Source organism: Collinsella sp. AM24-1 (assembly GCF_003470325.1).
Taxonomy (GTDB): Bacteria; Actinomycetota; Coriobacteriia; order Coriobacteriales; family Coriobacteriaceae; genus Collinsella.
Map to the genome: position 1 here is coordinate 1 of NZ_QRHM01000023.1, position 12,328 is coordinate 12,328.

Annotated in this window: 13 protein-coding genes and 1 pseudogene; 10 read left to right on the plus strand and 4 right to left on the minus strand. The window is 63.2% G+C overall.

The genetic code is table 11. The features are described 5' to 3' along the window. The 4 genes and pseudogenes from DW661_RS10165 to DW661_RS08280 all read left to right on the plus strand — a co-directional run. Window positions 1-417 (plus strand): annotated as a pseudogene (locus DW661_RS10165) (lantibiotic ABC transporter permease); the annotation flags it as partial. Between the two features lie 16 nt (window positions 418-433). Next, window positions 434-811 (plus strand): hypothetical protein, encoded by a 378-nt coding sequence (locus DW661_RS08270; RefSeq protein WP_118935319.1) that lies wholly within the window; start codon window positions 434-436, stop codon window positions 809-811. 45 nt (window positions 812-856) lie between these two features. Further along, window positions 857-1,519 carry a response regulator transcription factor gene (locus DW661_RS08275; RefSeq protein WP_118935320.1) on the plus strand — a complete coding sequence of 221 codons (663 nt, stop codon included), beginning with the start codon at window positions 857-859 and terminating at the stop codon, window positions 1,517-1,519. Between the two features lie 26 nt (window positions 1,520-1,545). After that, the gene (locus tag DW661_RS08280; protein WP_118935321.1) at window positions 1,546-2,943 is read left to right on the plus strand and encodes a sensor histidine kinase KdpD; all 1,398 of its coding nucleotides are present in this window, start codon (window positions 1,546-1,548) and stop codon (window positions 2,941-2,943) included. Window positions 2,944-2,955: 12 nt separating this feature from the next. Here the strand turns inward: DW661_RS08280 and DW661_RS08285 are convergent, their stop codons facing one another. Together DW661_RS08285 and DW661_RS08290 are read right to left on the minus strand one after the other, a co-directional pair. Beyond that, window positions 2,956-3,150, minus strand: a complete 195-nt coding sequence (locus DW661_RS08285) for a ribbon-helix-helix domain-containing protein (RefSeq protein WP_117758015.1) — start codon at window positions 3,148-3,150, stop codon at window positions 2,956-2,958. A gap of 638 nt (window positions 3,151-3,788) precedes the next feature. Then, entirely contained in the window at window positions 3,789-4,946 is a 1,158-nt protein-coding gene (locus DW661_RS08290; protein WP_231500848.1) for an IS110 family transposase, read from the minus strand. A 226-nt stretch (window positions 4,947-5,172) separates the two neighbouring features. On the opposite strand from DW661_RS08290, the gene DW661_RS08295 reads away from it, so the two are divergent. Continuing rightward, window positions 5,173-6,162 (plus strand): DUF6273 domain-containing protein, encoded by a 990-nt coding sequence (locus DW661_RS08295; protein WP_255413582.1) that lies wholly within the window; start codon window positions 5,173-5,175, stop codon window positions 6,160-6,162. A 135-nt stretch (window positions 6,163-6,297) separates the two neighbouring features. Here DW661_RS08295 and DW661_RS08300 read toward each other — a convergent pair whose 3' ends face one another. After that, window positions 6,298-6,687, minus strand: a complete 390-nt coding sequence (locus tag DW661_RS08300; RefSeq protein WP_118935323.1) for a hypothetical protein — start codon at window positions 6,685-6,687, stop codon at window positions 6,298-6,300. Window positions 6,688-7,044: 357 nt separating this feature from the next. On the opposite strand from DW661_RS08300, the gene DW661_RS08305 reads away from it, so the two are divergent. The 5 genes from DW661_RS08305 to relB all read left to right on the plus strand — a co-directional run bounded on the left by DW661_RS08305 (window position 7,045) and on the right by relB (window position 9,564). Beyond that, window positions 7,045-7,326 carry a hypothetical protein gene (locus tag DW661_RS08305; RefSeq protein WP_147356446.1) on the plus strand — a complete coding sequence of 94 codons (282 nt, stop codon included), beginning with the start codon at window positions 7,045-7,047 and terminating at the stop codon, window positions 7,324-7,326. Window positions 7,327-7,380: 54 nt separating this feature from the next. Continuing rightward, window positions 7,381-7,935, plus strand: a complete 555-nt coding sequence (locus DW661_RS08310; RefSeq protein ID WP_118935325.1) for a hypothetical protein — start codon at window positions 7,381-7,383, stop codon at window positions 7,933-7,935. A 528-nt stretch (window positions 7,936-8,463) separates the two neighbouring features. Then, window positions 8,464-8,820, plus strand: coding sequence for a metallophosphoesterase family protein (locus DW661_RS08315; RefSeq protein ID WP_118935326.1), 357 nt, complete (start codon window positions 8,464-8,466; stop codon window positions 8,818-8,820). Between the two features lie 38 nt (window positions 8,821-8,858). Then, entirely contained in the window at window positions 8,859-9,230 is a 372-nt protein-coding gene (locus DW661_RS08320; RefSeq protein WP_118935327.1) for a hypothetical protein, read from the plus strand. An 88-nt stretch (window positions 9,231-9,318) separates the two neighbouring features. Then, on the plus strand, window positions 9,319-9,564 hold the full coding sequence (gene relB / locus DW661_RS08325; RefSeq protein WP_118935328.1) for a type II toxin-antitoxin system RelB family antitoxin: 246 nt from the start codon (window positions 9,319-9,321) through the stop codon (window positions 9,562-9,564). A gap of 174 nt (window positions 9,565-9,738) precedes the next feature. Here the strand turns inward: relB and DW661_RS08330 are convergent, their stop codons facing one another. After that, window positions 9,739-11,895 carry a hypothetical protein gene (locus DW661_RS08330; protein ID WP_158568432.1) on the minus strand — a complete coding sequence of 719 codons (2,157 nt, stop codon included), beginning with the start codon at window positions 11,893-11,895 and terminating at the stop codon, window positions 9,739-9,741. Window positions 11,896-12,328 lie beyond the last annotated feature (433 nt).

The window sequence follows — 12,328 nt, forward strand, 5'->3', positions numbered from 1 at the left end:
GTCGCCGGGCGCCTGCCGCTCGGGCCCGCTCCGCTTGCGGCCGCCTGGGCGGGCATCGTGCTGGGCAGCCTGCCCCTCTACGCGCTGGGGCTCGGCGTGGCCCTGCGCCTCGGCCGCAACGCCGCCATCGGCGCCGGCGCGGCGGGGGTGCTCCTCGCGTTCTTCTCGGTGGGCGGACTTGCGCACGGCCTCATGACCGGCGAGCTCACCGGTGCCCTGGCGACGCCCCTGAGCTGGGTGCCGCTCGCCTGGCCCGCTCGCCTGGGGTCGCTCGGGGTGGAGGCCTTCATCGACGCCGCGCGTGCGGCGGGCCCTCTCCTCACGACTGCGCTCGCAGGCCTCGTGCTCACCCTGGGAGCCGACGCCGTCCTTCTGGCCTGGTTCTGCCGCTTCGAGGACGGGAAGGCAGATGCGTAGGAGGCCGCTCGCCGCCATGCTCGCCCTCCTCTCCGTAGCTCTCCTTCTGGGCGGGAATGCCCTGCTCGACGCCGGCTGGGGGTCGGCGCTGCGCTCGATCGCCGACCGCGTGCTGCCCAACCCTGAGATCGCCATGTGGGCGCCCGCGCCCGAGCCCGGCAGCCACGCGAGCTCCTACGCCGACGCCACCGGGGCGGGGGCGAACTACGTCTACCTGGTGGACGCGGCGGACGACAGGGGCGATGTCCGAGAGCTCCAGCTCATCTTCTTCGGACGGGAGTCGGACGGCGAGGGCTGGCTCGGGATCGAGGCGCGCGGCGGCTCGGGCGTGCGCTACCGCGTGTGCGACGCGGCCGAGGCACCCGCGGCTGCGCGCGGGGCTCTGGACCGCTGAGCGCGGCGCTAGTACAATTCCGACGAGAGTTTCAGGAGGTCGAACATGGCGAGGATACTGGCAGTGGATGATGAGCGGGCGATCCTCGACGCGCTCGCGCGCGTCCTCGGCCGCGACGGCCATGAGGTCGTCAGGGCGGCGGACCCGACGGCGGTCCCGGGGATGGACCTCTCGCGCTTCGACCTCGTGCTCTGCGACGTCATGATGCCGGGGCTCGACGGCTTCGAGCTCGTGCGGCAGATCCGCCCGGACTTCGACGGCCCCATCGTCTTCCTGACCGCGCGCGTGGCCGAGGAGGACGCCGTGGCCGCCTACGGCCTGGGCGCCGACGACTACGTCCGCAAGCCCTTCGGGGCCGCGGAACTGCGCGCCAAGGTCGCGGCCCATCTACGCCGTGAGCGCCGGCCGCGCTCGCACGCCCTCTCCTTCGGGGAGGTGCGGATCGACCTCGGGGCGCGCGGCCTCTCCGTGGGCGGCGAGGCCGTGCCGCTCACGCCCACCGAGTACGCCATCTGCGAGTACCTCGCGCGCCACCCCGGGCAGGTCATGAGCCGCGCGCAGATACGCGAGGCGGTGCTCGGCTGGGAGAGCGACGCCGACGACGCGGCCATATCCATGCAGGTCAGCCGCGCCCGGAGGAAACTCTCCGAGGCCGGCGCCGATCCGATCGCGACCGTCTGGGGGATGGGGTACAAGTGGCAGCCCTGAGGATCGGGGCGCGAGGTCGCGGGGGCATGCCGCTCTCCTTCGTCATCGCGCGCTACTTCGCCTACGCTTTCGCGGCGGTCGCCACGGCGTGGCTCGCCTCGTTCATGGCGCTCTCCGCGGCGATCAACGCGGGCTTCGTCTACGAGGCAAGCTGGGGGCCGGCCAATGCGCGCGAGGTCGCGGAGGGCCTGGCACGCGACGGCGTCTGCGGGCAGCAGGACGTGCCGACGGCCTACCGCTACCTCATCCTGAACAAGGACGGATACGTGCTGATGACAGACCTCGAGGGCACGCGGCTCGAGGATGCGACGGAAATGGCCAGTACGGCACTCGCCGCGGATCCGGGCACAGTGGAGATCGAGGGCGGGGGCTCGGGCCTCACCTACGCTGCGTTCCCGCTCAAGGGCGGCGGGGCCTGCGCACTCGTCAGCGAGTACCTGCCGCAGTGGGTCTCGCGCGATCTCGCCAGCCTGCTTCCCAACCCGCAGAACCTCATGCTCGTCGGCGCCGCTGTGGGAAGCGCGCTCGCGCTCGCGCTCGTGGCGCGCCGTGCGAGCCGCGTGATCTCGCGCAAGATGGCGCCGCTCGCGGAGGCGGCGGGGCGCGTCGGCGCGGGGGAGCTCGACTTCGCGGTCGGCAGCACCAACGTACGTGAGGTGAACGACGTCCTCGCCGCGATGGACGCCATGCGGGCCTCCCTCGCCGAGTCGCTCGAGGCCCGTTGGGCCGCGGAGCGGGGGCAGCGCGAGCAGATGGCGTCGCTCGCCCACGACCTCAAGACGCCGCTCACCGTGCTGCGCGCCAACGCCGACTTCGTGGCGGAGGAGCTGGAAGACGAGAAAGACGCCGACCTCGCGGCCGCCGCGCGCGACATAGCCGGCAGTGTCGAAAGGCTCGACGGCTACGTGCGCCTGCTCATCGAGGCCTCGCGCGGGTCCGGCGGGGCGGAGAGGGCCCCCATGCGGCCGGCCGAGCTCTGCGAACAGGTCCTCGCCGAGGCCGCCCAGATCGCCCGGGCGCGAGGCGTGACGCTCAACGCGGCCACGGGCCCCGCTGTCGCGGGCGCGCCCGAGGCCCCACTCGACCGAACCGCCCTGGCGCGAGCCGCCGCGAACCTCGTGGCCAACGCCGCCGAGCACGCGCGCTCGCGCGTGGTGGTCTCCTGCGACGTCGCTGGTGGATGCCTCGTCATCGAGGTCGCCGATGACGGACCGGGCTTTTCTCCCGCCGCCCTCGAACGCGGCTGCGAGCGCCTCTTCACAGACGACTCCTCCCGCTCCTCGCGTGACGGAGGCCGCCACTACGGGCTCGGCCTCCACGTCGCCTCCGAGGCCGCGAGCGCCCACGGGGGCTCCGTCTCGCTCGCCAACAGCCCCTCGGGCGGCGCGGTGGCCACCATCGCGGTCCCCCTGTGCGGGGCCTGACGAATCAGGCCCTCACACTGGCATGCCTCGCAACCAAACGCTTCCCGGATAATTCATGAGGCCGTATTCGTATTCGAGCCTGTCTATCTCGGCGGCGATGGCCTCCGTCATGTAGAAGTTTTTCGTGCGGCCCGTCGACTTCGCCAGGCGGTCGTACCTGTTCGCGAGGTCCTCGGGGATTCTCAGGGCTGCGGTGGCGGTTGCCATGATGCGCCTCCCAGTTGGATGCAATACGTGAATTACTTTCTATCACATCACCCGAATCCCGCACCGGCGTACGGCCGCATCTGCTTTTTTACCTTACATTTTGTCGACCGGCCCATGCCCGGCTTATTCAGCCGGGTTAAATCAACCATTAAATCAACCCAGGCCTGTAAGGGGCGGTGGAAATCCTTCGAGGACCGAGGGCGCCGTTCCTAGGTCGGCTCCTTGATGGCCACGGCTGAAGTCCCCTGCCATCGACTACGTGGGTTCCGGCATGGGGTTCTGGCGCTGCTCGAACGGGGCGCGAGGCTCGGCTGTCGGCCGTGCCGGACGGTATGCGTTTTGGGACCGAATGCCGCTTAGGTCCGTTCTGGACGATGACGCGACTGATTACCCTGCCCTTTCAGCGTGATTGCCGCTGCGGCACGTTGCGCCCTGATCTGTTTGCCCCATAGTAACTTCCTGCATGCAATATTAACCCTAAGCGAAGGGGGGCAGCATATGCATGCTGTGGCAATTTCGCCTCGGGGGGTGTTCCTATAGTTTTGTCAACTGGGAAATGCTCTCCGTGCGACCGAATCGCGGCATGCTGACGCCAAGCCATTAGGCCGGTGGGCTTCAGTCTGCTCGGTGCGTTTCGGCTAGGCTGCGTAAGGCACCCTGTCTCGCATGACCGCGTAGATGACCTTCAGTCTCTTTCGCGCCAGCGCCTTGAGCGCCTTGCCGTGCGACATGCCCCGCTCCCGGCACCTGGTGTAGTAGTCGCCCCATCTCCCCTCTGTCCGGGTAAGGCAGTTACATGAGAATATGAGCAGGTTCTTCAGCCTCTTGTTGCCTTGGCGCGATGCCGTCACCGAGGAGATCGAGGTTCCCGACTGGCGGTTGCGCGGCGCCAGGCCGCAGTACGACGCGAGCCTGTCGTGACTGGGGAAGTCTTCGATGTCGATGGAGATCGCAAGCTCGGAAGCGGTTTTGGGCCCGATGCCCGGCACCGTCAGGAGGCATCGGTAGGTATCGTCGCCCTCGAGCAGGGCGGAGATCTCCGCCGTGATCGCCTCGATCTCCGCCGAGTTCTCGGATATCCTGCGCGCGAGCAGTTTCACCGCCCGGTCCTCGGCGGCGACGACCGACGCATCCGGCCTTGTCGAGGAGGTTGTCGAGCGGACGAGGGCCTCGATCTTACCGCGCGCCGCCCCACGCGTGAGCGCCGCCGCCCTGCGGGGCCCGGCGTCGGCTACCGACCAGGCCCCGCCGAGGGATGCCATGAGCCTCAGCTGGGGCCCGTCGGACAGGTCGACCAGTGCCTCGAAGGCGGGGCACGATTCCAGCAGGATGCTGCGCAGCCGGTTCTTATTCCTAGTGTTCTCGCAGGTCAGGAAGTTCCTCTGGGCGGCCAGCGCCCTCGCCGCCGCAATCGTCGGACCCGGGTCTCCGACCGGCAGGAGCGCGTCGGGGATGCCAAGCGCCGTCTTCGCGATGACCATCGCGTCTCGCTCGTCGGTCTTGGCGTCGCCGGCGAAGAGCCTGGCGGCCCCGTGCGCCGCGAGTCCCGGCAGGTACGCCGCCGACATCCCGGCCGCCCTGGCGCGGGCGAGCGCGAGGGCGCCTATGTTGCGCGACTGGTCGACGACCACGAGCGCATCGGGGAAGCGGCCGAACAGCGAGTCCAGGTCGTCCTCCCTGTTCGCGACGGGGGTGCTCAACAGCACCTCGCCATCTCGAGTCGCGACGCATGCCCAGTGGGACGATTTCCCGACATCGAGCCCGATGACGGCTTCCGGCATTCTAATTGGTGCCACGGTGGTATCCTCCAATCGGTAGGCCGATCGGAACCCCTCCCCGCGACACCCACATTACCTGGCCGTGGCGCTTGCGCCCGGCAGTTTCCTATCAGTCGTCCGGAGCGGCGAGCGCCCCCGGTGGCAACACCCCCCGGGCCCTCTACGGGGCAGGGGCAGACGGCCATCCGGAGGCGCCCGATCGGCGGCCCCTCGGGGCTTGCCCGTATCGTAGGCAATGCGCCGAATGCTCGCCATCGAAATTTATCGATGGCCTATTTCAGACTGTAATGGGGTCGCTCCTAAGACGGTCCGCCTCAGAGGCCAGTCAATCATCGAGTACGTTCTGATCGCGGCTATCATCAGTTTGGTGGTGGTATTTGCGGGACCGCAGGTCTCCGGTGCCATCCGCAACCAGTTCAACCAGGTCACGAACGCGGTCAACTCCGGCGCGTCCGGCGACAACTTCATGAGCGCCGAGGAAAAGACATATCGCGAGGCGATGAAGACCGTCGTTAACAAGGATGCGAAAGATTGGACGCTCGACGAACAGAAGGCCGCGGCAACCGATATCGCCAAGAACGGAACGTCCTCGGTCGTCTACGCCAAGGCCAAGGCCGCCATGGATGCGGGAACGAAGTTCTCTACCAAGCTCACGAACGGCAAGACCCTTGAGTACAGAATCATCGGCATCAACCATGATGACTTGGCCGATGGTAGCGGCAAGGCAGGATTGACCTTTCTAACCACCTCTACGGCCATCAGCTCCCGAATGAACGCGACGCACACCAACGTCGGCGGCTGGGAGCAGTCGGAGCTCCGCAAGAAGATGAACTCGGGCGAGATTTGGAACCTCATGCCATCCGATTTCCAGTCGAGGGTTAAGGCCGTAAAGAAGCTCACGAACAATGTCGGCGGAAACGATAAGAATGCCGCCGTCACAGCAACGGCCGACAAGCTGTTCCTGCTCAGCTACTCTGAGATCGTCCCCACCTCCTACTGGGCATCCAGCTATCCCTGGACTTCCTCCGAGGGCGCCCAGTACGAGGCGTTCCGGGACAAGGTGACGAATAACTGTTCGGGCAATGAATCCCTGAAGAATGGCTACAGTTGGTGGGAGCGTTCAGTGTGTCCGCTCGCTTCCAGCAGTTTCCTTGATGTCAACGACCGCGGCGATCCGTCTCTCAACACCCCCGCGATGTACTCGCGTATCGTTTGCCTCGCTTGGTGCTTCTAGCCTTGGCCTCAAAGCCTGCGCAATACCGCGTGGGCTTTTCTTTACAGGCGTTAGCCTGCAATTTAAGAGGGGGCACATTGTAGCCCCCTGTTTTCAGATTTCTATTTTCGAGTTTTTATTTGCTATACGGTGATTTTAAATCTTCTTGTAAACATTGACCTCTCCCTCGACGCGTTCTATCTTATAACCCCTCTTTAGCATGCTGGAATGGCTGGCGAGCTTCTTCCCGAGGATCGTATGATCTGTTGTTGGCTTCCGCTCGCCCGCTGGGGTCACCGTATAGAGGAAGTTATGGTTTTTATCGATTTCTTCTATGATTTCTCTTGTCTTAAACTCCTTTCCGCTTTTGTAGTTCTTAATTATTGCAAGCGCTTGCGCTGCCGCGATGTTTGGGTTGAGCCGAGGCTGGACTGCCCGGATCTCTTCCATCACCAGCTCGTACACAGCTTGCGCGACCCCCTGTCCCCTCATCCGAGCCCAACTCTCTATCTGCCGTTCTTCTGCGGGTGTAAACAAAACTCTCATTACAATTACTCCTTCATGAGTTTAGGAATGAATACACGGCTATATAATACCCAGTATATTCGCAACTAACCCTGCTACTTTTTATATTGTATAGAATGTAGTGTAAATGAAAATAAACTACCTGCATATCAGGCAGCATTTTGCAGATGTATCACAAGTTTTCAGATCAACGCTAGTTCAAATATGTATTGAACTAATGATTATGCTATTCTGTGTTTAAGAATCGGCGATAAATCGACCGGAGATAAGAATATGAGAAGACGTTGGAACGACCCCGCAGGCGCCGCGGAAAGGCTCAGGGCCATAGAAATTGACCGACCGGAGCTAATGAGGGTTCAGGCCCAGGAGATAACCGGCATGTCCGCAGCGGTGTTCGGCCGCGAGGTGATAGAGAACCCGATGTGGATCGCCCGAAATACAGAGAAGACCCTCCCTGGGGTGACTTATTTCAAGACTGCTGATCTCGCTCGGCATTTCGAGCGCATGCGCGACAAGAGGGAGTGCGCCAAACTCCTGTATCACTATTTCTATTTCTCCGACGAGGCGTTCCTGGAGGAATACGGCAAGCCTAAAGATGTCGTGTTCGGCCCCGGGACTTCAATGGCCGTCTCAGTTTCGGGCGATGGTGACGAGGGCTAGGGCGGGCGATGACGGCCCGCCGGCGGTGCTATCGGCGATCAAGGGAGGTTATCAATGGAGATCATCGAAGGCGGACAGCTCTCAAATGAAGAGCTGTTGAAGAGGGTCGTTCGGGACCGTGTGCGGGCCGACAGCAGGTACAAGCCCATGAATGGATTGGGGGTCGTCATGCACGGGAACGTCGTCGAGGTTATGGAGGACCAGGCTCATCTCGCCGTCGAAGCGCGGATTCCTCTCCAAATCTCATGCAGACTTTGCGAGACGGGAATTATCGTCGCCACCTTCCCCTCGCCGAGAATCGTCCCTCCATCTAAGCGGGACCAGTTCCTGGCGCTTGCGAACGCCGTCAACATTGCCTCCGTGGGAGTCGGCGGGCTCGTCCTGGACGACCTGGACCTCGCATTCATGACGGGAATGCCATACGAGCTTTTCAGGGCGGCCCCCGATGAGACCGGGCGAATCCTCCTCACGAGGGGTGTGGACCTGCTCGACAGCATCGCACTGGCAGCCCTTAGCCTCTCCGTGGGAGACTGGTCAATAAAAAAGACTCTCAACTTCGTCGACACACTCTATTCGAATGGGTATGTGTGCGAGGAGGATTGGTTCTAGCGCGGAACCGCCCGTATCAAGAGCGTTTCTATAGCCGTTCCAGAGCCCTTCTTGACTCAGTCCCGTGTTGGCGCCGCCGCCGCAAGCGATGAGCGGCGCCGACACATGGCTTGCCCAAAAGTGAAAGGAATCCACTGTTGGGTCATCAGGCGGCTAATGAAGCGGTCGAGGAACAAGCGTGTCAAGCCATGTAGCAGCAAGAATGCCGCCGTTATGTTAGCTATACCGCTGACATAACGGCGGCATAGGTGGCGCGACCTCGGCGTGCGCCGCCGAGCTGTATGTATATACGGCATATACGACTATATTTGGGCAGGAAACCGCTTACGTTTTGTGACGGGACGCCGCTTCGAATGATGAGGGCACCTCGTGGCACTCTCCTGCGTTCTGGATGTCCTCGGCTGTCCTGATGAGCGTCTATACTGAAATTGCTCACGCTGGGGGCTGTGCCTCGTTAGACAGAGCGGTACGCCGTCATCAACACCCCGCTTCGCCACGACTAGACGCTAATCCTGAGGAGGTAAATGTATGCGCATTTACTGCATGTCAGATATCCATGGATGCCTTGAGCCATTTCTGAAGGCTTTAGAGACCGTTGACCTTGAGTCCGAGGACTCCAGGCTGCTCCTCCTCGGAGACTACTGCGACAGGGGTCCCGACTCGCTCGGGGTGTTCAGGACCGTCATGGGGCTCCAGGAGCGCTACGGCGAGCGTGTCGTTGCACTGCGGGGAAACCATGAAGAGCAGCTCATAGAATACCTATCCAATGTGGACGATCCAGACTTTGCACAGGCGTGGAAGCTCGCGGACAGCAACCAAGCGAGACCGCGAGGTCCTTCCTCGATCCGGATGAGTTCGAGCATTTGCGGCACCTCCTCGTCCTGAAGCGCTTCGAGGAGGCGTACCGCCACACGGTGCGGTGCATGAGGAAAGCCCACGGGGATGTCATCAAGTGGATCGGGAGGCTCCCGTACTACTGGGAGTCACCATTCGGGCAGGTGTTCGTCCATGCCGGCATCTACGAGGAAGCGGGCGCCGATTGGTGGAAACCTGGAACTCCTGAGGAATTTTTCACGGCGATGCAGCCGATGTATGTCGGGCAGCACTTCGACCTCGACGTCATCGCGGGCCATGTCAGCACCGAGACCGTGAGCGGCATCGCCGGGTACCGGGGGATCTGGTTCGACGGCGAGAGCCACTACTATGTCGACTCCAACGTCATGGAGCGCGGCGAGGTCGCGGTGCTGACCTACGACTCGGAGACCGAAAGGTACTCGGGACCGGGACTAGACTGACGATAAGGCCCTCGGGCTCTCGGTTTTCTCCCCTGCTAGCATTTCGAGTTCAGGGCGTATGCGGTGGGTGAATAATGGATTCACTTCGATGGCGGCGTTGACGGGAGCAGCCATGGCGATGTGCGAGATCGAGTTCGATGAGGGCGAAAGGGCCTTGATTCAGGGCCATGCGGACGCCGCGGGCATGTCCTTTCCCGAGTTCGTGAGAAGGGCCGCGCTCGAGAAGGCTGAGGACATGGCGGACATCAAGGTCTACGACGAGGCCATGAATGGGGATGACGGCACCCGCTACCCGATGGAAGAGGTCGTGCGCATGGCGGAGGAGGCCGAGTGATGGTCCGCACGCATCATCTCCCCTTCGAACGAGGGGCCCATGTATAACAGTGCCTGCGCGATCTTGGCGTGGACCCCGAAACTCTTGAACAAGTCCGACTCGCCGGATAGCGATTCGATGGGCTGGATGAATGCAAGGAATGCCAACCTCTTCGATTCCTTCGAGCGCAACGTGCTAAGCCGTCGGTTTCTCCTCGGCATCCTGCTCGAACTTGACAAAGGCGTCGGATATCTGTCTGCTGGTGGGAAGCGCGAAGCGCTCTCTGCGCGACACGATCTCATCGAACATCGGGACAAGGAACGCCCGGACCTTCGCCTCTTGGTCCTGCGATGAAAGAGTTTCCTCCATCAGCGCCTTGAACTCTTCCGGCTTTACGCCGTTCAGGACGGCAAGCAGCTTGTCCATCTCACGTCCGTCGAGCAGATACTCGACCGCCATGCACGACACCATGGCGTTGAAGTACCGCCCAAAAGACGCGCTGTCGCCCTCGAACAGTATCCCGCCGACTACGCCCGCGGCCGCTGTGCCGACCGTTCCTCCGACCATGCCGCCCGCGAGGCCGACGACGGTCCCCACGCCGGGCGACACCGCCGTGCCGGCCGCGGCGCCGACCTTCGCCGCCGCGACTCCTGCCGCGGTGGCGCCGGCGATTCCCCCGGCGACCGAGCTGGCTAGGCATGCTATGTTCTGGGCGTACTGGGCGCCACTCGCCTTGCCCTGGAAGAGCTTGTAGGTCTCGGGGACTGAGAATACGGCGAGGGTCACCGCTGCCGAGACGGCATTGCCCCTTAGTATCCTCGCGAGCTGCTTGGAGGCGGCCGCTCCGCTGATGGCGGTCTTGCCCGTAAGGGCGCGCAGGCCGTTGACGATTGTGGCGGACGCCTTGAATCCGAGCTCGCCGACCACCGCCTGGCTGGGCGCCATCAAAGCGTTGGAAAGCCCCGTTCTGGAGAGCTGCGAGACGACCATATGCTGGGCAAAGGACAAGCCGAACACTTGGACGCCGGCAGCGATGCCCGCCTGGACGGCACCGGTGATGTCCCTGGTCTCCCTGTATGCCATGAACGTCGTCGCCAGAAACGACAGGCCGAATGCGCAGGAGCATGTGACCGCGCCGGTCGCGGCGTCATACTTCAGCGAGTCCGCCGTTCCCGGCTTGGCGAGGTTCACCGCCTGGTCGTATGTGAGCTTGCCTTTGCGGACGATCTTCTCGGCGTCCTTGGGGTCGCTGACGCCGGGGACCTTGCCTTGGCTAATCTTCTTCTCAAAACCGCGGAGCACCTGCTGGTACTGGTCTTTCGGGACTTCGAGCTGCATCGGCGTGCCGTCTTTCGAAAGGTAGCGATACTGATGACTGCTCGAATCGAAGCATGCCTCGAGGGAGCCGCGCGCCGTCTTGTAGTACTTGGTCTGGATCAGAACGCCGTCGACGCTTCGGTCGGCGCCGTTCTTCGCGTTGTCCCTTCCCAGAATCTCGGCCTGGTGGCCCTGGAGCCTGTCGATGATGCTGTTCGCCTCCTCGGCAAGCTCTCCGTGGCCCGCAGGGTTGTTGACCGCGGCCCGTTGCTCAACGAAGACCTCCCCGTTGCTGTTGATGGTCGCCGCCGCCGCGACTGCTGCGGCTTTGACCGCCGTACCGTCCACCGCGGCAAGCCCGCTGTCGATGCCGGCGGCGCGGTCATCCTCGAGGCCGCGGAGCGCCCGGCAGCGGGATACGAACTGGCTCCGGCACGCTTCGTCGACGGTGAGCGCAAGGTTGCCTTCACCGTCGGAGGCGAAGGGGCCGGGTTCGAAGTACGCCCACTCGAAGTAGAAGAGGCGAGACTGCCTCTTTTCCTTCCCCGGGACGGCGAACGCGTCGGCGTCCGCCTTGATGTAGACGCCCTTTTCGGTCATGGCGATTCCGCTGGGCCTGAGGTCGAACTCGGCGTCGGCCCAGACAACGGTCTGTTCCCTCGGTATCGGGAAGGCTGACTTCACCTTTGCGGCATTGGCTTCCGTCAACGGGAGCGGAGACTCCTGGAATGAGCCGAGTAGCTCCTGTGCGCGGGTGGCCTCAATCGCCCTCAGGGCTTCCTGTACCTTGGGCGCGTACTCCGCCTTTTCCGCATCGAGTCTTTCGGCCTCCTTTTCGTCGAGGACGGCCTTCGCGCCGCCCGCCGCCCCTGCGACCGCAGCGCCCGCCGTTGCTGCCGCGTCTACAATCGCCGCGCCCGCTGCTGTCGCTGCCCCGGTGGCGCCCTCGGCAATCCTGGCTGTCGCCTCGCCGGCAGTCTTAGCGGCCCTCTGGATCTCTTGCAGCGGGTCGAAGCCTTTGTCGAATATGCTCATGGACGATTCTTTCTCGTGGGCGGATAGACAGTTCGAATCGCGTTGTTTCTAATACGGACGTTATTATAGCTTTGCGTTTTTATGCCTTTGGTTCAGCTGCCAAACTCGGCGCGGGAAACTCGAGCAAGATTGTCAAACATTGGGCGATACAAGGGGACACCCACAATCGCCTCTATATCGACAAGGTGCAGCTGCGCTAGGGCTTCGAGATGGCAATTGACTGCATTCAAGACACTCGTATTTCTCCCCTACCGTCATCGTTGCCGCTGCGGCAAGACCGGTGCAAATACTTGGAATAGCCCTACGCTCGGCAATGTATCTACAAACCCTGAGCGAAGGGAGCCGCATATGCATGCAGCGGCAATTTCGCCTCGGGGGGGGGTCGCTCGTAGAGCGGCTCAACTCCGAGGCCAAGGACTTATCGAGTACGCCC